The sequence below is a fragment of the Pseudomonas azadiae genome (assembly GCF_019145355.1).
Taxonomy (GTDB): domain Bacteria; phylum Pseudomonadota; class Gammaproteobacteria; order Pseudomonadales; family Pseudomonadaceae; genus Aquipseudomonas; species Aquipseudomonas azadiae.
The window spans coordinates 177,776-195,695 of sequence record NZ_JAHSTY010000002.1 but is presented as its reverse complement, the minus strand read 5'-3'; the positions used below and the strand labels follow the sequence as shown (position 1 = coordinate 195,695).

General features: G+C 60.4%; 20 protein-coding genes, 1 tRNA gene and 2 pseudogenes. 13 read left to right on the top strand and 10 right to left on the bottom strand.

Translation table 11 applies throughout. The features are described 5' to 3' along the window. The first annotated feature begins 50 nt into the window (after positions 1-50). From KVG91_RS17255 to KVG91_RS17235, 5 genes are all read left to right on the top strand, one after another. Positions 51-263, top strand: coding sequence for a cysteine-rich CWC family protein (locus KVG91_RS17255; RefSeq protein WP_169376422.1), 213 nt, complete (start codon positions 51-53; stop codon positions 261-263). Next, positions 263-955, top strand: coding sequence for a 16S rRNA pseudouridine(516) synthase (locus tag KVG91_RS17250; protein WP_169376421.1), 693 nt, complete (start codon positions 263-265; stop codon positions 953-955). The genes KVG91_RS17255 and KVG91_RS17250 overlap by 1 nt, the downstream gene beginning before the upstream one ends. Before the next feature lie 110 nt (positions 956-1,065). Then, on the top strand, positions 1,066-1,950 hold the full coding sequence (locus tag KVG91_RS17245) for an alpha/beta fold hydrolase (RefSeq protein ID WP_169376420.1): 885 nt from the start codon (positions 1,066-1,068) through the stop codon (positions 1,948-1,950). Between the two features lie 345 nt (positions 1,951-2,295). Next, positions 2,296-2,369: transfer RNA gene (locus tag KVG91_RS17240), tRNA-Gly, on the top strand. 195 nt (positions 2,370-2,564) lie between these two features. Continuing rightward, positions 2,565-2,870, top strand: a complete 306-nt coding sequence (locus KVG91_RS17235) for a DUF6482 family protein (protein ID WP_169376305.1) — start codon at positions 2,565-2,567, stop codon at positions 2,868-2,870. 80 nt (positions 2,871-2,950) lie between these two features. Here the strand turns inward: KVG91_RS17235 and KVG91_RS17230 are convergent, their stop codons facing one another. Further along, complete coding sequence (locus KVG91_RS17230; RefSeq protein ID WP_076950179.1) at positions 2,951-3,190, bottom strand: DUF6124 family protein; 240 nt, start codon at positions 3,188-3,190, stop codon at positions 2,951-2,953. A 342-nt stretch (positions 3,191-3,532) separates the two neighbouring features. On the opposite strand from KVG91_RS17230, the pseudogene KVG91_RS17225 reads away from it, so the two are divergent. From KVG91_RS17225 to KVG91_RS17200, 6 genes and pseudogenes are all read left to right on the top strand, one after another. Continuing rightward, a pseudogene (locus KVG91_RS17225) lies at positions 3,533-4,123 on the top strand (LysR family substrate-binding domain-containing protein); the annotation flags it as partial. 168 nt (positions 4,124-4,291) lie between these two features. Next, positions 4,292-4,474, top strand: a complete 183-nt coding sequence (locus KVG91_RS17220) for a type II toxin-antitoxin system HicA family toxin (RefSeq protein WP_012722731.1) — start codon at positions 4,292-4,294, stop codon at positions 4,472-4,474. Between the two features lie 22 nt (positions 4,475-4,496). After that, positions 4,497-4,907 (top strand): type II toxin-antitoxin system HicB family antitoxin, encoded by a 411-nt coding sequence (locus KVG91_RS17215; RefSeq protein WP_169376306.1) that lies wholly within the window; start codon positions 4,497-4,499, stop codon positions 4,905-4,907. Between the two features lie 77 nt (positions 4,908-4,984). Next, positions 4,985-5,308, top strand: a complete 324-nt coding sequence (locus KVG91_RS17210) for a hypothetical protein (protein ID WP_217894918.1) — start codon at positions 4,985-4,987, stop codon at positions 5,306-5,308. Positions 5,309-5,396: 88 nt separating this feature from the next. Further along, a complete protein-coding gene (locus tag KVG91_RS17205; RefSeq protein WP_169376307.1) occupies positions 5,397-5,897 on the top strand; it encodes a methylated-DNA--[protein]-cysteine S-methyltransferase in 501 nt (166 codons plus the stop codon). Positions 5,898-6,003: 106 nt separating this feature from the next. After that, positions 6,004-6,429, top strand: a complete 426-nt coding sequence (locus KVG91_RS17200; RefSeq protein WP_169376308.1) for a low affinity iron permease family protein — start codon at positions 6,004-6,006, stop codon at positions 6,427-6,429. Between the two features lie 50 nt (positions 6,430-6,479). On the opposite strand, the gene KVG91_RS17195 is transcribed toward KVG91_RS17200, so the two are convergent. Next, entirely contained in the window at positions 6,480-7,007 is a 528-nt protein-coding gene (locus KVG91_RS17195) for a DUF4142 domain-containing protein (RefSeq protein WP_169375102.1), read from the bottom strand. Positions 7,008-7,099: 92 nt separating this feature from the next. Next, complete coding sequence (locus KVG91_RS17190) at positions 7,100-8,023, bottom strand: LysR family transcriptional regulator (protein ID WP_404822412.1); 924 nt, start codon at positions 8,021-8,023, stop codon at positions 7,100-7,102. Positions 8,024-8,100: 77 nt separating this feature from the next. Here KVG91_RS17190 and KVG91_RS17185 point away from each other — a divergent pair. Beyond that, positions 8,101-8,590: pseudogene (locus KVG91_RS17185) on the top strand (DMT family transporter). Here the strand turns inward: KVG91_RS17185 and KVG91_RS17180 are convergent. From KVG91_RS17180 to yiaY, 6 genes are all read right to left on the bottom strand, one after another. Beyond that, entirely contained in the window at positions 8,591-9,922 is a 1,332-nt protein-coding gene (locus KVG91_RS17180) for an MFS transporter (RefSeq protein WP_169375100.1), read from the bottom strand. A gap of 59 nt (positions 9,923-9,981) precedes the next feature. Further along, complete coding sequence (locus tag KVG91_RS17175) at positions 9,982-10,935, bottom strand: hydroxymethylglutaryl-CoA lyase (RefSeq protein WP_169375099.1); 954 nt, start codon at positions 10,933-10,935, stop codon at positions 9,982-9,984. Beyond that, positions 10,932-12,125 (bottom strand): CaiB/BaiF CoA transferase family protein, encoded by a 1,194-nt coding sequence (locus KVG91_RS17170; RefSeq protein WP_169375098.1) that lies wholly within the window; start codon positions 12,123-12,125, stop codon positions 10,932-10,934. The genes KVG91_RS17175 and KVG91_RS17170 overlap by 4 nt, the downstream gene beginning before the upstream one ends. A gap of 118 nt (positions 12,126-12,243) precedes the next feature. Further along, the gene (locus KVG91_RS17165) at positions 12,244-13,182 is read right to left on the bottom strand and encodes a LysR family transcriptional regulator (protein WP_169375097.1); all 939 of its coding nucleotides are present in this window, start codon (positions 13,180-13,182) and stop codon (positions 12,244-12,246) included. Then, complete coding sequence (locus KVG91_RS17160) at positions 13,182-13,856, bottom strand: NAD(P)H-binding protein (protein ID WP_169375096.1); 675 nt, start codon at positions 13,854-13,856, stop codon at positions 13,182-13,184. Before KVG91_RS17160 ends, KVG91_RS17165 begins: the two co-directional genes overlap by 1 nt. Positions 13,857-13,948: 92 nt before the next feature. Continuing rightward, the gene (yiaY, locus tag KVG91_RS17155; RefSeq protein ID WP_169375095.1) at positions 13,949-15,097 is read right to left on the bottom strand and encodes an L-threonine dehydrogenase; all 1,149 of its coding nucleotides are present in this window, start codon (positions 15,095-15,097) and stop codon (positions 13,949-13,951) included. Positions 15,098-15,220: 123 nt separating this feature from the next. Between yiaY and KVG91_RS17150 the strand changes: the two genes are divergently transcribed. Beyond that, positions 15,221-16,237 (top strand): DUF4917 family protein, encoded by a 1,017-nt coding sequence (locus tag KVG91_RS17150; protein ID WP_169375094.1) that lies wholly within the window; start codon positions 15,221-15,223, stop codon positions 16,235-16,237. A 315-nt stretch (positions 16,238-16,552) separates the two neighbouring features. Here KVG91_RS17150 and KVG91_RS17145 read toward each other — a convergent pair whose 3' ends face one another. Beyond that, positions 16,553-17,755 (bottom strand): class I SAM-dependent methyltransferase, encoded by a 1,203-nt coding sequence (locus tag KVG91_RS17145; RefSeq protein ID WP_169377220.1) that lies wholly within the window; start codon positions 17,753-17,755, stop codon positions 16,553-16,555. Positions 17,756-17,920 lie beyond the last annotated feature (165 nt).

Genomic DNA, 17,920 nt, shown 5'->3' with positions numbered 1-17,920 from the left:
GGCGCGCGCAGAATCTGCGCAACCTTGCCCGATCCAGCCCGAACCCGACCATGACCACGCCAACCCTCTGCCCCGCCTGCGGTGCCCGTAACGCCTGCACCCTGGCCGACCCACAAACCGTCGACCAGGCGTGCTGGTGCTACGGCGTCTCCATCGACCCGGCCGTGCTCGAAGCGCTGCCGCCTGAACAACGCAACAAGGCCTGTTTGTGCCCGCGCTGTGCCCAGGTCGAGGAACACTTGCGTGGGGCTGAGCCGACGTAATGCGAGTGGATCGTTTCCTCAGCAATTTGCCACGTTTCAATCGCAGGCAAGTGCGCCTGTTGCTGGCTGACCGGCGGGTTTGGGTCGATGGCGTGGCGGTCAGCGACCCTCATCATGAGGTGCGCGAATTCAGCCGTGTATGCGTTGACAGGGAAGTGCTGCAAGCGGGCAAACCTGCGCGTTATTTTATGCTGCACAAACCCCAGGGTTGCGTGAGCGCTACGGAGGATCCGCGACACCCGACCGTCCTTGATCTACTGGATGAGCCGGACAAGGCCCAATTGCATATCGCCGGGCGCCTGGATTTCAACACCACCGGCCTGATGCTGATCACCAACGACGGCCAGTGGTCGCGACGCCTGACGCAACCGCAGACCAAGTTGCCCAAGGTCTACCTCGTAGGGACCGAGCAGGACATTGGCCCTGAGTACGCAACGACATTTGCCGAGGGCCTGTACTTTGCGTTTGAAAACCTCACCACCCAACCCGCCGAGCTGGCGCTGCTGGGGCCGAGGACCGCGCGGTTGAGCATCCTCGAAGGGCGCTATCACCAGGTCAAGCGCATGTTCGGGCATTTCGACAACAAGGTGGTCAGCCTGCATCGCGAGCGAATGGGCCCATTGGTGCTGGACGCCGAGCTTGCGCCGGGCCAGTACCGGCCGCTGACCGACGAAGAAATCCGACAAATCTGACGACCGTTCGGAACGCCACGACGCGTCCCTCTCCAGACGTATGCCTACCTGTCATAAAGCCCGTGCAAAGTGATCTGCGCGCACTACCCGCTTGCCAGGAGTCTGACGACATGAGGCCAGAAATCGCAGTGTTGGATATACAGGGTCAGTATCGGGTTTACACGGAGTGCTATCGCGCGGACGCTGCTGCAAAGACCATCATCCTGGTCAACGGCTCCATGGCCACCACGGCGTCCTTCGGACAGACCGTGAAAAGCCTGTACCCACAGTTCAATGTGGTGTTATACGACCAGCCCTACGCTGGGCGTTCCAAGACCCATAACCGCCATGAGCAGATGCTGACAAAGGAAGTCGAAGGCCAGATCCTGCTGGAGCTCATCGACCATTTCGCCGCCGAACATGTGCTGTCATTCTCCTGGGGCGGCGCTGCAGCCCTGGTCGCCCTCGCCCACCGCCCTCGCCGCGTGGAAAAGGCGGTGATCAGTTCGTTCTCACCGGTGATCAACGCTCCGATGCGCGACTACCTTGAACGCGGCGTCGACTACCTCGGTAACCTCGACCGCGACCGCGTCGGCCACCTGGTCAACAGCACCCTCGGCAAACACCTGCCGTCGCTGTTCAAACGCTTTAATCACAAACACGTAAGCAGCCTGGCCGAGCACGAATACGGGCAGATGCATTTTCACATCAGCCATGTGTTGAACAGCGATCGCTCGTGCTACCTCAAGGCAGCCAGGCAGATCGACATTCCGGTGTTGTTTCTCAACGGCGAATGGGACGAGTACACCAGTGCCCAGGATGCCAAGCTGTTTGGCCAGCTTGTGGCGAACAGCAGCTTCAGCACCATCCAGGCCACCGGGCATTTTCTGGACATGGAGCACAAGGCAGCGTGCCGGGACAGCCGGAACGCGGTGGTGGGCTTCCTGACGGCGCAGCGGCGGGTCAACCGGTCGCGTTATCAAGGGGGCCAGACGCAGCAGGCCTTTGCCCTTTGAAACGCGGTTTTCCGCTGGCACGGTGGGAGCTGGCTTGCCTGCGATAGCCATAGGTATCTATACAACTTTCAGAGGCTGACAATTCCCTGTAGTGAGCGGGCTTGTCCCGCGCTGGGTGGCGAAGCCGCCCCAATAAAGACGCCGCGCAGTTTCAGACAAACCCAATTCGCCTGGTTTGGGGCCGCTTCAGCCCAGCGCGGGACAAGCCCGCTCACTACAAAAAATGTGTAGATACCTATGCTGCGATAGCACCACTAAGGAGTGCCTGAAGCGCCTCAACCCACACATTTTTGAAGAAAAACTTCAAATCCAGGCGAACATCTGGTACAAAGTCAGCCGCTCTGAGCGGGTATAGTTTAGTGGCAAAACGAAAGCTTCCCAAGCTTTAGTTGAGGGTTCGATTCCCTCTACCCGCTCCACTCAGATTCTCGTTCCATGTCAGGTTATCTTGACGGGGATGCATAAAAAACCGGTCCTTTGTGGCCGGTTTTTTTATGGCTGCGATTTAAGGCACATCAGTCGCTCGCCCGCCAACCTGTACAAATCAGTATTTTTGTACAAGTATCTTTCCAATCAGTCGTCGGACGGTGAAATGACCCGCATTGAGGTGAATCATGAATGTGCAAATGTTGACTGAATCGGCGGTAAAAGGAGAAGTTCGTGAGCTGGAGTTGTTGTCGCTGGAGGGTGGCTTCTACATCGCGCGCGTCAGGCTCGATCACGGCGTGGTGACGTTGCTGGGCGATGATGCCAAGCCGCTGCGCATCGGCTCCACCACGCATTTGCGCGACTTGTTGCAACGGGTCCCGCCGTTTCCCTGCGTGCTGGTGCAGCAGTGCGTGCACGATGAAATGTGCGGTGTTCGGGAAGGGCCGATCGGCGCCCTGCGCATTCCCTTTACGCTGGCCTCGTCCCTTTAAGGGGCGTGGCGTTTTCTGGCTCCCCTCCCCCTTGGTATGGGCGGCCTGGGAAGGCAAGCCTGGGCACTGCGCGAAATGACTTACGCGGCGCGGTCCACGCGGTCTTGCGCCGCTTCCACCAGCATCAGCCCCAACTCGATCATTTGCTGGATGGCCAGGGCCAGGTAGCGCTGTTGGGAAGGCAGGGTTTCGGCGAACTCATTGGTCATGGCCCCGGCGCCAGCGATGGTTTCATAGGCGTTGGCGAGCAACGCTTCGGTGTTGGCTTCGGGACGGACGCTGAAGAGTTTTACGGATGGATTACATGAGTCATTACACATCTGTTGATCCTCGATAAGGACCGCCACCCGAAGGGTTAGGGTGGCAGCTGTACGCAGGTTAGTAGACCGGGAAAATTCATCCGAAAAAACCGGCGCGCCCGAAGACGCCCTACGTACAACTACCAATAAGCACAGGCATGAAATGCCTGACAAATAAGGACAGCCGTACGCCGGATAAATTTTCATCGGGCTACTAAACCCGACCGCTGATGGGCAGCGGCAGACGAACCTTAAAGAGGTCGCCCAAGGCGCACAACTCAGACGATTCTGATCGTTGTGTAGGCAATGCCGCAAGGTTCAAAAACACGCGCCAGTGAGCCTTCACAACGCCTGGGCCCGCTCATTGCCTTGTCGGACCTGTTCAGCCAGGCGATCCAGGCGTTTGCCCAACGCTTTCCCGATGTGCAATTGACCTTGGGGGAGTGCGCCTCCGGCAGCCTCGGCGCACAGGTGGCGGATGGGCGGCTGGATGTCGGGTTGAGTCGCCTGTCGCCGCAGGGTGAAGAGGTGCAAGCACTGTCCTTGGGCGAAGAGAGGCTGGTGGCCGCCGTGTCCAGCGACAGCTCACTGGCCAGTCAGCCAAGCGTCAACCTGGCACAGCTGAGCGCCTACCCGTTGATACTGTTTCCTGCCGACTATGGGTCGGGGCTCAACACGTCCATCGAACAGCTTTACCGGCGCCATGGGCTGCCCCTGCGCCCAGGGCCAACCGGACGGCAGGTCACCTCGATCATTGCGCTGGTGGCGGCTGGGCAAGGCGTGGCCTTGGTGCCGGAATGCACGCAGAGCTTGATGAATAAAGGCGTGACGTACAGGCCGTTGGTGGAACGGGATGCGTGTGCGCAGCTTTTGGTACTGACTCGATCTGAAACAAAAAGTGTTCTGGTTGATGCCTTTCTCGCCGTCATTGCGCGATCCCTACACACCCGGTAACGCCTTCGTAAAACCCCGCAATACCTCTCTCCGGCGCCATTCCTGGCCGCTCATACACTGCATTTACCGCCTATTGAACTGCTGGTCATCGACCACCGGTAGGTAGAGTGTTGATAATTTTAATCAAGTGGTTATAGTCGCCACCATCACACACCACAAGGAGGTGCTGTGGATAGCCGATATTTGATAGGTCACATCGTTGCGGACGGTTGGTACCTGGCGCGCATCAGAGGCAGTCATCACCACTTCAAGCATCCGACGAAACCGGGGCTGGTAACGATTCCTCATCCAAAGAAGGACCTGCTGGACAAGACAGCCAAGAGCATTTTGAAACAGGCTCTGTTGAGTTAACCGTCCGAGGAGGACAACAGACATGCTTTACCCGATTGCAATTTCAACCGGTGACGACGATCACGCATGGGGCGTGGAGGTGCCGGATATTCCAGGCTGCTTCTCCGCCGGCGACGACCTGGACGACGCCATGGCGATGGCCCGCGAAGCCATCGAGGGGCACTTCGAGCTCCTCGCGGAAGACGGCGCGCCGATTCCCAGCGCGCAAAAGGTCACCTTGCATGCCGCCAACCCCCAGTACGCAGGCTGCACGTGGGCCGTGGTGGACATCGATGTCACCAAGTACCTGGGCAAGGCGCAGAAGCTCAATATCACGCTGCCTGGGTACCTGCTCAACCGCATCGATGAATATGTATTGCACCATCCCGAAGAAAAAAGCCGCTCAGGGTTCCTGGCGTCGGCAGCGTTGAAGGTGCTCCAGCAGGAGCACTGATTAAGCCAATCCCTACAAACATTAGAAAAGTCGCCTATCAGTATGGGAAATACCTGGCCGCCGGAGGACCAACCAGAATGCTCCCCCATACACAAAAAACGTCGACGCAGGCGTTCAGAAAAGTCGTGGCGCTGGTACTGATCATCCCGCTGTTGCTCCCACTGATGCGGGCTCCTTTAGGCCTGGGCCGCTATGTAGCGATAGCCACCGTTGGGGGATCCCTCTATGGCGCATGGTACGCGTGGCAGCATACCAGTCGAAGCCTGGCAATCGGCGCGACCCTTATGGCGCTGCTCAATTTGCTCTCGCTGGTCGCAATGGGGACGGCTTCCATAATCTGGTTCGTCTTCATACTCGCCCGACTATATGGGTCGAGCTGGTGGTACTACGGGCGTTTCTAACGGTTACGGAATTTCACCGCAAGAAACAGCTTTTACGCCAGGTTCGTACGTTGGATAGTGGCAACGCACCTCTTCAAGGAATAAGCCCATGCCCTGCGAATACACGCTCATGCCCTCCCCTGTTGGCCAACTCACCCTAGTGGCGCGCAATGGCAAACTCGGCGCCATCCTGTGGGAAACAGAGCGCGCCAACCGTGTGCGCCTGGGTGAATTGCGCGAGGCCAATGGCAACCCGGTGCTGTTGGAAACCGAACGCCAGTTGCAAGAGTATTTTGCCGGTAGCCGCGACCGTTTCGAGCTGGAATTGGACTTCACCGGCACCGCGTTCCAGAAACAAGTCTGGCAAGCGTTGCTGACGATTCCCTTTGGCGAAACCCGCAGCTACAGCCAGATTGCCCGACAGATCGGCAACCCGAATGCCGTACGCGCAGTGGGCGCAGCCAATGGGCGCAATCCAATCTCGATCATTGCGCCGTGCCACCGGGTCATCGGCGCGTCGGGCGGGCTGACCGGGTTCGCCGGGGGCCTGGCAGCCAAGCAGTACCTGCTGGCGCTCGAAGGCTTCGGTCAGGCCGAACTGGCCTTTTAAGTCGGCAGGCGATGTACGGCATTGTCGTGGAGCAAATGTAAAAAGAAATTTCAAAGAGTCCCTGCGGTCCATTATTTCATCACCCCTTCAAGAGGAAAAAACGGTCATGAAATTCTCCGCAGTCTCCCAATCCCTGTCCCGCTGGGCAGGCAGCCCACGCACGTTCTACGCGGCGGTGGCGCTGATCCTTGCGTGGAGCTTGAGCGGGCCTTATTTCCACTACAACGACACCTGGCAATTGATCATCAACACCTCGACGACCATCATCACGTTCCTGATGGTGTTCCTGATCCAGAATACGCAGAACCGCGACAACGACATCCTGCACATCAAGATCGACGAGCTATTGCGGGTGTCCAAGGATGCGCAGAATGCCGTGCTCAGCCTGGACGGGCTGGATCGCAAGGAACTGGAAAAACTGCGCCAGGAATACCGCAGCATCGGCAAGGCCGGCACCGTGAACCTCAACAGCAGTTGTGGCCACGCCGCAGACGATGCCGCGCCAAGCAAAACCGATTTGAACCAGGCATAAAAAACGGCGGTTGGAGTTGATCCAACCGCCGTTTTTCATTCTGATAAACGTTAACCGTCGCCTTGATGACTTTTGCCGTAGGTCGACGCCAATGCGCGGGCTTTCTGTAGACGCTCTTCCAGCTTGGGCAGCGTCTCGTCCACCAGGGCCTTTATTTCCGGCACACTCGACGCCGCACCTTCCTGTTTGAACAAGGCGATGGCGTCTTCGTTTTCCTTGACCTGCTGCGCGGTGTAGGCCGCGTCAAAGGAGTCGCCGTCCTTGAGTTCGGGCATCAGGGTTTCGGCCTTATCAACGATCTTTTCCCGCGGTGCCACGGGCAGGTCGAGCTTCTTGGCAATGGCTGCCAGATGCTGGTTGGCCAGGGTCCGCTCGTTGATCACCTCGATGGTGTAATCCTTGATTTCCTGAGACGAGGTTTTGGCGTGGGCCATGCGGCTGGTTTCGATATCGGCCATGCCTTTGGCCGAAGCCTGCTCGATGAATTCTGCGGGCGACTGGGCGAAAGCACTGCTGGCGCCGAGGCCCAGCAGCATCGCTAAACTGGCGGTGCGTAACCGGATAGCCATGCGGCTCATGATGGGTTCCTCCAGGCTGAAAATAAGTGCGGGAGAGCACACCCCGCCCTCAATTCGAATTTTTGGGGCGGTAAAGGTTTAGAAAAAACTTGTTAATACGACGAACGGTCGTCTTCAAGCCCTCCCTGCACCCGCCCGATCAACCACTGCAACCCCGCGTCTCCACCCCGCCGCGCATGCCAGGCCAGTTCGAACGCAAACGATGGAATGTGAAACGGCGGCGGTACCGCCAGCAAGTGCCGGTGATCGATATTGAGCAAACCTCGGGACGAGACGGTGAGGATCAAGTCGGTGCCTTGAATCAACTGCGGCGCCACGCCCCAATGCGGCAGGCTGACCGCCACATGCCGCCGCTCACGAATCGCCGTCAGCGCCCGCTCGATTTCCGGCGTGCCGCTGCCGCGCATTTCCAGTAATACGTGGGGGCGTGACACGTAAGTCGGCAGATCCAACGTGCCACTTGCCGGCAGGCTGTTGCGGTCCACAAGGCAGGTGTAGTGTTCTTCGAACAACGGCGTCGTGCGCAATTCGGCGGGGATGTCGGGAAAGACACCCGCCGCCAGGTCGAGGTCGCCATTGACCACCCCGTCGACCATGCCTTCACGGCTGGCCTGGATGATTTGCAGATCGATACCCGGCGCTTCACTGCGCAACGTACGCACAAGGTCAGGCAGGAAAATCGCCGCGCTGTAGTCAGACATCGCCACACGAAATCTGCGCTTGGCTGAAGCAGAATCAAAGCGATTCGGCGCCAGCAGGGCCTGCACCTGGGCCAGGGCTTCAGCCAGTGGCGTAGCCAACTCCAGTGCGCGAGCGGTCGGCACCAGGCTCCCGCCCTGGCGCACCAGCAACGAATCGCCAAGCAAGTCACGCAAACGTGCCAGGGCGTGGCTGACCGCCGGCTGGCTCAGGTGCAGGCGCTCGGCCGCGCGGGTGACGTGTTGTTCGCTGAGCAAGGCGTCGAGGATCACCAGCAAGTTAAGGTCGATGCGACGCAGATCATTCATCAGCTGCATGCCAAGCATAATAATTTGGAATTTAAATTTGCCGCACGAATAGCCTAGAGTCCAGCAAAACCTCTGGGAGATCTGAAATGACGACGTTGCATTGGGTGGGGTCGTTGGCGCTGGCGATCATCGCCGGGGCGGTGGTGCCGTTTCAAAGTGCGATCAACGCTAACCTCGGGCGCGGCCTCGGCCATCCGTTATGGGCCACCCTGGCGTCGCTGCTGGTGAGCGTAATCGTATTGCTGCCGGTGATCCTGGCGCTGCGCTTGCCGTTGCCGAGCCTGACGTTCATCACTCAGGCTCCTCTGTGGATCTGGGCCGGTGGCGCGTTTGGCGTGTGCTTTATTTCCCTGGCGTTGATGTTGCTGCCAAAGCTGGGCGCATCAGGGTTTATCGCCTTGGCCATGGCCGGGCAGATCCTGGCGTCGTTGGTGCTGGATCATTTCGGCCTGTTCGGCCTGGTTGAGCGCCCACTCACAACGCCCCGGGTATTGGGGGCGTTGTTGTTGATCGGCGGGGTGGTGTTGATCCAGTTCAGCGCCCCCCCCCGCCCGTGCCCTGGCAACGGCGAGCTGATCAACCTTTGTCGAGCGTGCGCAACTTCTGCGGCAGCCCCCACAGCAGCAGCGCCGCCGCCAGCAGCGCGCACACGCCGATCACGTAGAGCGCCGGCGTGGTGCTGCCGGTGAGGTCCCTGATCCGCCCCACCATCACCGGGCTGACAATGCCACCGAATTGACCGAGGGTATTGATCACCGCAATACCGCCCGCCGCGCCTGCCCCCGCACCGGCCAGCAACTTGGGTGGCAGCGTCCAGAAGGTCGGGATCGAGGCAATGATGCCGGCGCCCAGCATGCCCAGGGCGATGATTAGGAAGGTGGTGTGGTCGGCAAAGATCCCGGCGCTGAAGAAGCCCAGCGCGCCGAGCACCACCAAGCCGCAGACAAACTTGCGACGCTCACCGGTGGCGTCCGACAGCCGCCCGATCACGACCATCGTGATCGCGCCGCACACATAAGGAATTGCCGTGAGCAGGCCAATCATCACCGGGCTCTGGGTGCCGGCGCTGCGGATCAGTTGCGGCGCCCAGAAATTAAGCCCGTACGACGCTACCTGGATCAGGAAGTAGATAAAGCCCAGCATCAAAAAGCCAGGAATGCGGATCGCCGACAACAGCGAGCCCCCATGCTGGTTCGGCTCATGCTTGGCAATACGGCTCGCCAACAAGGTCTTCTCAGCCGGGCTCAACCAATGGGCGTCTTCAATGCGGTCCTTGAGCAACGTCAACACCATGAACCCCAGGCCAACGCACGGCAAGCCGCCAAGCAGGAACAACCAGTGCCAGCCACGCATTTGCAGCACGCCATCGAGATGCTCCAGCACCAGCCCGGAGAACGGCGCGCCCACCAGCCCGGCAAAGGCTGACGCGAGGAACAGCATCGACGTGATCCGCCCACGGAAGTGCTGTGGGAACCACAGCGTCAGGTAATACAGCACGCCTGGCGCGAAACCCGCTTCCATCGCGCCAATGATGAAGCGCAGGACATAGAACTGCCATTCAGCCGTGACAAACACCATGGCCGCGGTGGCGAGCCCCCACGACATCATGATCCGCGCGATCCAGCGCCGGGCGCCGACCTTGTAGAGCATCATGTTGCTCGGCACTTCGAAGATCACATAGCCCACCACAAACAACCCGGCGCCCAGGCCGTAGGCGGTATCGCTCAGGCTAAGGTCCGCTTGCAGCTGGAACTTGGCGAAGCTGATGTTGATCCGGTCAAAAAATGCAAACAGGTAGCACACCATGATCAGCGGCATCAGGCGCCAGGCGACCTTGCTGACCAGGGCTTTTTCGGCATTGATCTCAGCGGCCGGGCGCGCGCCGGCCTCCAACGTATTAGTGCTCATGGTTTCTCTCCAGCGGACTGCTCACAGGCGTCCGATTGTTTTTGTTGTCTGGCAGGGCGTTACAGCGTGGCGATAGAACCTGCTATGTGGCCCGGTGGTGGATGCAGGTCGCAATTGCGCCCGGCCTTGGCCACCTGGCCCGGCAGTTCATGGCCGAGCAGGGCCGGCAAGCGGCGGGACATTTGCAGCAGGTGCGGCAGGTCGATCCCGGTGTGGATCCCAACCTCCTCACACAGGTTGACCAAATCTTCGGTGCAGATATTGCCCGACGCACCGGGCGCAAACGGGCAGCCGCCCACGCCACCGAGCGCCGCGTCAAACCGCCGGGCACCGGCTTCGTAAGCGGCCAGCACATTGCACAACCCGAGGCCGCGGGTGTTGTGGAAATGCAAGGTCAGGTCGCTGGCCGAAACACGCTCCAGTACACGTTTGACCAGGCGCTCCACCTGACGTGGATTGGCCATGCCCGTGGTGTCGGCCAGGCTGATGCCCTGGATACCAAGTTGCTGATACGCCTCGACGATATGCAGCACACGGTCTTCATCGATCTTGCCTTCGAACGGGCAACCGAACGTGGTGGCGATGCTGCCGTTGAGGCGCACCGGGTGGTCGGCGGCGAAGCGTGTGATATCGGCAAAAGCCGCCAATGAGGCCTCGCAGCGCATGCGCATATTGGCCAGGTTGTGGGTCTGGCTGGCGGACATCACCAGGTTCAACTCATCGGCCCGGGACCCGATCGCACGCTGCGCGCCTTTGAGGTTGGGGATCAGCGCCACGTAGATCACGCCGGCGTTGCGCGCGATGCCCTGGAACACTTGCTCGCCATCGCGCAACGCCGGGATGGCCTTGGGCGAGACAAACGAACCGGCTTCGATACGCGAAAAACCCGCCAGGGAAAGCTGGTCGATCAAGGCAATCTTGTCGGCCGTTTCAACCCAGGTCGGCTCGATTTGCAGACCGTCGCGCGGGGACACCTCCTGCACGATCAGCCGGTCGCCATAGTCTGTGATCATTGCACCACTCCCGAGGCTTTCAGCCGCTGAATATCGGCAGCCGTCAGGCCCAGGCTGCCAAGGACATCGTCCGTATGCTGGCCCAGGCTTGGGCCCTGCCAGTTCACGCCGCCGGGGGTGTCCGAAAGCTTGGGCACAATACCGGGCATCTTCACCGACACACCGCCCGGCAACTGGGCATCAAGCAACATATCGCGCGCCTGGTAATGCGGGTCGCTGACGATATCGGCCACCGAGTAAATACGCCCCGCCGGCACTTGCGCCGCTTCCAGGGCACTGAGCACCTGATCGATGGGCAGACTGCTGGTCCAGTGGGTAATGGCGGCGTCGAGCACACCACTTTGGGCGGCGCGGCCATCGTTGTGAGCGAATTCGGGGGCATCAGCCAGGTCGACACGGCCGATGGCGGTCATCAGGCGCTTGTAGATCGGGTCGCTGTTGCCGGCGATCACCACATAGGCGCCGTCGGCGGTCAGGTAAGTATTGGACGGCGCAATGCCGGGCAAGGCACCGCCGCTGCGTTCACGCACATGGCCGAGCATGTCGTATTCCGGCACCAGGCTTTCCATCAGGTTGAACACGCTTTCGGCCAGCGACACATCGATAACCTGCCCCTCGCCCTGGCCGGTCTTGACGCGCAACAGCGACATCAACGCACCGATCACGCCGTGCAACGAAGCAAGCGAATCACCCAGGCTCACGCCGACCCGCGCCGGCGGCGAATCCGGGCTGCCGGTGGTGTAGCGAATGCCGCCCATGGCCTCACCGATGGCACCGAAGCCCGGACGGTCGCGATACGGGCCGGTCTGGCCGTAGCCGGAGATGCGCACCAGGGTCAGCTTGGGGTTGAGCGCGTGCAACACATCCCAGCCCAGCCCGAGTTTTTCCAGGCCGCCGGGGCGCAGGTTTTCGATGAGTACATCGGCGTCGCCCAACAGCTGCTTGACCAGCTCCAGGCCCTCAGGTGATTTGAGATCCAGCGCCAGCGACTTCTTGTTGCGCGACTGCAGGTACCACCACAGCGAGGTGCCTTCGTGCAGCTTTCGCCATTTGCGAAGCGGATCGCCCTGGCCCATGGCTTCGATCTTGATCACCTCGGCGCCGAAGTCGGCCATCAACCGGGCGGCGAACGGCGCGGCAATCAGCGTGCCGATCTCGATCACCTTGATACCGCTCAGGGGAGCCGTCATGGAATGCACCTCTTATTCTTGGCATGTACGACCAAGGCTAGAGGACAGCCGCCAGAGAAATCCAACCGTCAGTTGGCAAGGAGCGTTCGCGAAACGCGAACGATCAGGGAATAGTCTGTCAGACCAGGCTGCCGGGCCGCTCTGGAACAGGCGCTACCATTCTCAGGTAATCGAACAGCAATCGACTGACGGGCGACAACACGGCTTCATCGCGCACCACCAGGATCAAGCTGCGATCCGACCAGGCATCCGTCAGGGGCACGGCATGCAACCCCAGTGCGCGACCAAACAATTCATACGCCTTATGCGGCAGGATACCGATGCCCATATTGGCCTGGACCATCCGGCACATGGCATCGAACCCCGGCACATGAATGCGCAGGCGCAGCATCTTGCCGGCCTCGCGCGCAGCGGCGTGGGTGCGCATATTAATGGAGCTGGCGGCGTGCAGGCCGACGTAATCGCTGCCCAGGGTTTCGGCAAAAGCCAGGCTTTCGCGTGCCGCCAGCGGGTGATCCGCCGGCATCAGCACCACCAGTTTGTCGTGGCGATAGGTCACGCTGGGCAGGCCTTTGGTGTCGGTGTCACTGGAGCAGATCCCGAGGTCCGCCACGCCATCCAGCACGCCCTGCACCACGCCATTGCTGGGGCGTTCCTCCAGATCGGTTTTAACCTCGGGATGCAACTCGGAAAAATCCCGCAAGTCCTCGGGAAGAAACTCAATGATCGCCGACAGATTGGCCAGCATCCGCACATACCCGCGCACGCCATGGCTGTGCTCGCCCAGCTCCAGCCCCATCTTCTCGACGTTGAACAGCATCTGCCGCGCGTGGTGCAGCAAGGTTTCACCGGCGGCCGTCAGGTCCATGCCCTTGGCCCGCCGCACGAACAGGCTCACGCCCAGGACCTGCTCAAGCTCCATCAGGCGCTTGCTGGCAGCCGACACGGCAATGGCCTCGCGGTTGGCGGCCCGGGTCAGCGTCCCCTCCTCGAACACCGCAACGAACAGCTGCAGCGTAATCAGGTCCAGGCGACGCACCAGGCTCCTGTGCAGCATCAGCGACGTTCGCCGGCCAAGCGATTGATTTGCGCCTGCTCCACCACCGGCTGCGGCGCTCCGTGGCTTGAAGCCTGCAGCATCGCCCGCCCCACCGTCTCAGTGCTCACCACCCAATCGGGTCTGATCCGTCGCACAACCGACAACAACGGCCCAAGTACCGTATAAAAAACCTGATACAGCGGCGTCTTCGAGCGCGCGCCATGCAGCGGCTGGATCATTCCTGGCCGAAACACATACACCGCTTTGAACGGCAGTCGCAGCAAGGCGTTTTCAGTCTTGCCCTTAACCCGTGCCCACATCGACTTGCCCGCCTCGGAACTGTCGGTGCCCGCCCCGGAGACATACACAAACGTCATCTGCGGGTTGAGCCGCGCCAGGGTGCTGGCGGCAACCAGGGTGAGGTCATAAGTGAGGTGGGTGTACCGGGCTTCATTCATCCCCGCCGAGGAAACACCGAGGCAAAAGAAGCACGCATCGAAACCTTGCAGCAGGTTTTCCAGCGGTTGGAAGTCCAGCATGTCGCTGTGCAACACCTGGTGCAGCTTGCCGTGCTCCTGGGTCAACGGCGTGCGGCCGACAGCGACAACTTCCTGGACGTCGGCAGCCAGCAGGCACTCGCGCAGCACGCCCTGGCCGACCATGCCAGTGGCGCCGAATAACAGAACTCTCATTAAGGGACCTCAGCGGCAAGCCGCAAGCTTAAAGCTCAAGTTGAATGCAGTTCAGCTTGTAGCTTACCGCTTGCGGCTCACAACTGCCCCATTCAGAACGCGTTGCGAAAGATCTCCTCGATCTGACGCTGATCCGCCCGGCGTGGGTTGGTCAGCCCACACGCATCCTTCAACGCATTGGTTGCCAGCAGCGGAATGTCTTGCAACTTGGCGCCCAACTCCCGCAATCCGGCGGGAATTTCAACGTCATGGGCCAGACTGCGAATGGCCGCGATGGCCGCCTGGGCGCCCTCTTCGTCAGTGTTGCCCTTGATCTCGGCGCCCAGCGCGCGGCCCACATCGCTCAGGCGCTTGGCGCTGACGCTGGCGTTGAAGCTTTGCACGTGGGGCAGCAACACCGCGTTGCACACGCCGTGGGGCAGGTCGTAGAAACCGCCGAGCTGGTGCGCCATGGCGTGCACGAAACCCAGGGACGCATTGTTGAAGGCCATCCCGGCGAGAAATTGCGCGTAGGCCATGTTTTCCCGCGCGGCCTTGTCGCTGCCATCGCGAACGGCCAGGCGCAGGTTGGCGCTGATCAGTTCGATGGCCTTGATCGCGCAGGCATCGGTGATCGGTGTGGCGGCGGTGGATACGTAGGCTTCAATGGCATGGGTCAGCGCGTCCATGCCAGTGGCGGCGGTGAGGCCCTTAGGCATGCCCACCATCAGGCTCGGGTCGTTGACCGACAGCAGCGGCGTGACGTTGCGGTCAACGATGGCCATTTTCACGTGGCGGCTTTCGTCGGTGATGATGCAGAAACGGGTCATCTCGCTGGCAGTGCCGGCGGTGGTGTTGATGGCCACCAGCGGCAGTTGCGGCTTGCTCGATTGATCGACGCCTTCATAGTCGCCAATATGCCCGCCGTTGGTGGCGCACAGGGCGATACCCTTGGCGCAGTCGTGGGGCGAGCCGCCGCCCAGCGACACCACGAAGTCACAGCCGCTTTGCTGCAACAGCGCCAGGCCTTTCTCCACGTTGTCCACATTGGGGTTGGGCTTGGCGCCATCGTAGATCACCGAGTCGATGTCCTGCATCGCCAGTTTCTCGGCAATCATGCTCGCTACGCCGGCCTTGGCCAGACCGGCGTCGGTGACGATCAGTGCCTTGCGAAAACCATAGTTGCGGATGGCGATCATGGCTTCGTCGAGGCAATCGGTGCCCATGATGTTCACGGCGGGAATGAAGAAGGTGCTGCTCATGGCGAATCCTCAGAGGCGTTATGCCTACAGAATCAACCGATGACGCGTGCGGCATCTTGATCAGGATCAACGCCTGGCCGTGATAAAGTCACCGCTCAGCCGATTTCGAGTAGACCCGCACCAATGAAGGATTTCCAGGATATTGACGCCCACCTTGAAGACTGGAGCGCCGTGCGCGCGAGCCTCGACTTCAGCGGGATTCTGATCGGCAACGGCGCCAGCCGCACGATTTGGGAAGACTTCGCCTACGACTCGCTGTTCGAAAACGCACGTACCGTCGAAGAAAAACCCCTGAGCCAATCCGAACTCAGCGTGTTCGACGCCTTGCAAACCCGTAGTTTCGAACAGGCGCTGGGTGCGCTGAAGACCACCAGCCGGGTCAACAAGGCCCTGGCGGTCAGTTCGGCGGCGCCGCGCAATCGCTACTACGCAATCAAGGAAGCGCTGATCAACACCATCCACGCCGTGCACATCCCGTGGCGCCTGGTGCAGTCTTCGACCTTGGCGACGATCAACCGCGAACTGGCGAATTACCCCACGGTGTTCACCAGCAACTACGACCTGCTCAACTACTGGGCGATCCTGCACGCGCCGGGCATCGACGACCTGTTCCGCAGTGCCGACGCCAGCTTCGACTTGCGCGACACCCGCACAAACGCCACGCGTATTCTCTACCTGCACGGCGGCCTGCACCTGGTGCGCAACCTCGACGGCACCGCACGCAAACTGCCGACCACCGACAGCACCCTGCTCAGCAGTTTTGCCATCAACAACACCATCAAGACCCTGGATGACGTGCCATTGTTTGTCAGTGAGGGCAAGGTTGAGGAAAAGCTCAAGACCATCCGCAGTTCGGATTATCTGTCGTTCTGCTATGAGCAGTTGCTGAGCCACGAGGGCGCGCTGTGCATCTTCGGCCATGATCTAGGGGCGCAGGATAAGCACCTGGTGGATGCGATTCGCCAGGCCAAATTGACGACCCTGGCGATCTCGGTGTCGGGGCGTAGCGACGGGTTCATTCGCCAGCAGAAGCGCCGGTATTCGGCGTTGTTCGATGGCACTGGGGTGGCGCTGAAGTTCTTTGCCGCGCGTACGCATCCGTTGGGCAATCCGGCGCTGTCGGTACCTGTCGAACGCTGATCGTCTGAACTAAGAAGATCAAATGTGGGAGCTGGCTTGCCTGCGATAGCCATCGGTATTTACACAACTTTCAAAGGCTGAAAAATTTCCCTGTAGTGAGCGGGCTTGTCCCGCGCTGGGTGGCGAAGCCGCTCCAATAAAGACACCGCGCAGTTTCAGGCAAACCCAATTCGTCTGGTTTGGGGCCGCTTCAGCCCAGCGCGGGGCAAGCCCGCTCACTACAAAAAAATGTGGTAGCGGAGCATCAGACACCTGGCAGGTGCTGACCCATCGTCATCGCAGGCAAGCAAGCCCCCACAGGGGCCGCGCCCGCTCTCAGGTCAGGTAACCATCGGCGCGCAGCAGGGTTTCCAGGCAGTGCTCGGTGATGTGGTAGAACGCCTTCAGCTCCTGGATTTTCTCCAGCAACTGCGCGTTATCCAACGGCTCGGCGCGCTTGACCGCGAGGATCATCTTGTTCTTGTTGGTGTGTTCCAGCGAGATAAACTCGAACACTTTGGTCTCGTAACCGCAGGCTTCTAGGAACAACGCGCGCAGGCTGTCAGTGACCATTTCCGCCTGCTGGCCCAGGTGAAGGCCGTATTGCAGCATCGGCTTGAGCAGCACCGGGCTCTGGATCTGCAGGCGAATCTGTTTGTGGCAGCACGGCGAGCACATGATGATTGACGCGCCGGAGCGGATGCCGGTGTGAATCGCATAATCGGTAGCAATGTCGCAGGCATGCAGGGCGATCATCACGTCCAACTCGCTGGGCGCCACGCTGCGCACATCGCCACATTTGAACACCAGCCCCGGGTGTTCCAGGCGCGCGGCGGCGGTGTTGCACAGGGCCACCATGTCTTCGCGCAATTCCACACCGGTCACTTCGCCCTCGGCCTTGAGGGTGTTGCGCAGGTAGTCGTGGATAGCGAACGTCAGGTAGCCCTTGCCTGAGCCAAAGTCCGCCACGCGCACCGGTTGATCCAGCTTCAAGGGTGACGAGGTCAGCGCATGGCTGAACACTTCGATGAACTTGTTGATCTGTTTCCACTTGCGCGACATCGACGGGATCAGCGCCTGCTTGGCGTCAGTCACGCCCAGGTCGGCGAGGAACGGCCGGCTCAGGTCGAGAAAACGATTTTTCTCGCGGTTATGCTCGGCCGAAGGCGCTTCGCGCAGTTGCTGGGGCTTACTTTTGAACAGCGAGCTTTTGTTCTTCTTGCTGTATTCCAGCTGGGCTTCGTCGGTCAGCGACAGCAGGTGCGCGTTCTTGAACTGAGCCGGCAGCAGCTCGGCAATCGCCGCCACGCCTTCTGCCACAGCAAAGTTCTTGGTGATGTCGCGGGTCTTGTAGCGATAGACGAAGGACAGGCATGGCTGCTCCTTGACCGCGACCTGCTTGATGATCAGCCGCTGTAATTCGGCTTCCTCGCCCACGTACTTGGCCAGCACCAGCTTGATGAAAGCGTTTTGCGCGAGGCTTGCGCTCAGCAGTTCGATGAACTGGGCGTGATGATCCGGTTGAGCAGTGACAGACATGAACAAAAACGCCTCGGGCAGGGAATGCCGGGCATTTTAGGGGGGATGGGGGTTTTGGGCACGGGGTTATTTGATCAACGGTCGATCAGACACTGCGCAACACATGTGGGAGCTGGCTTGTCGGGTCGCCGCATCGCTGCGATCGCATCGCCTCGGTTTGCCTGA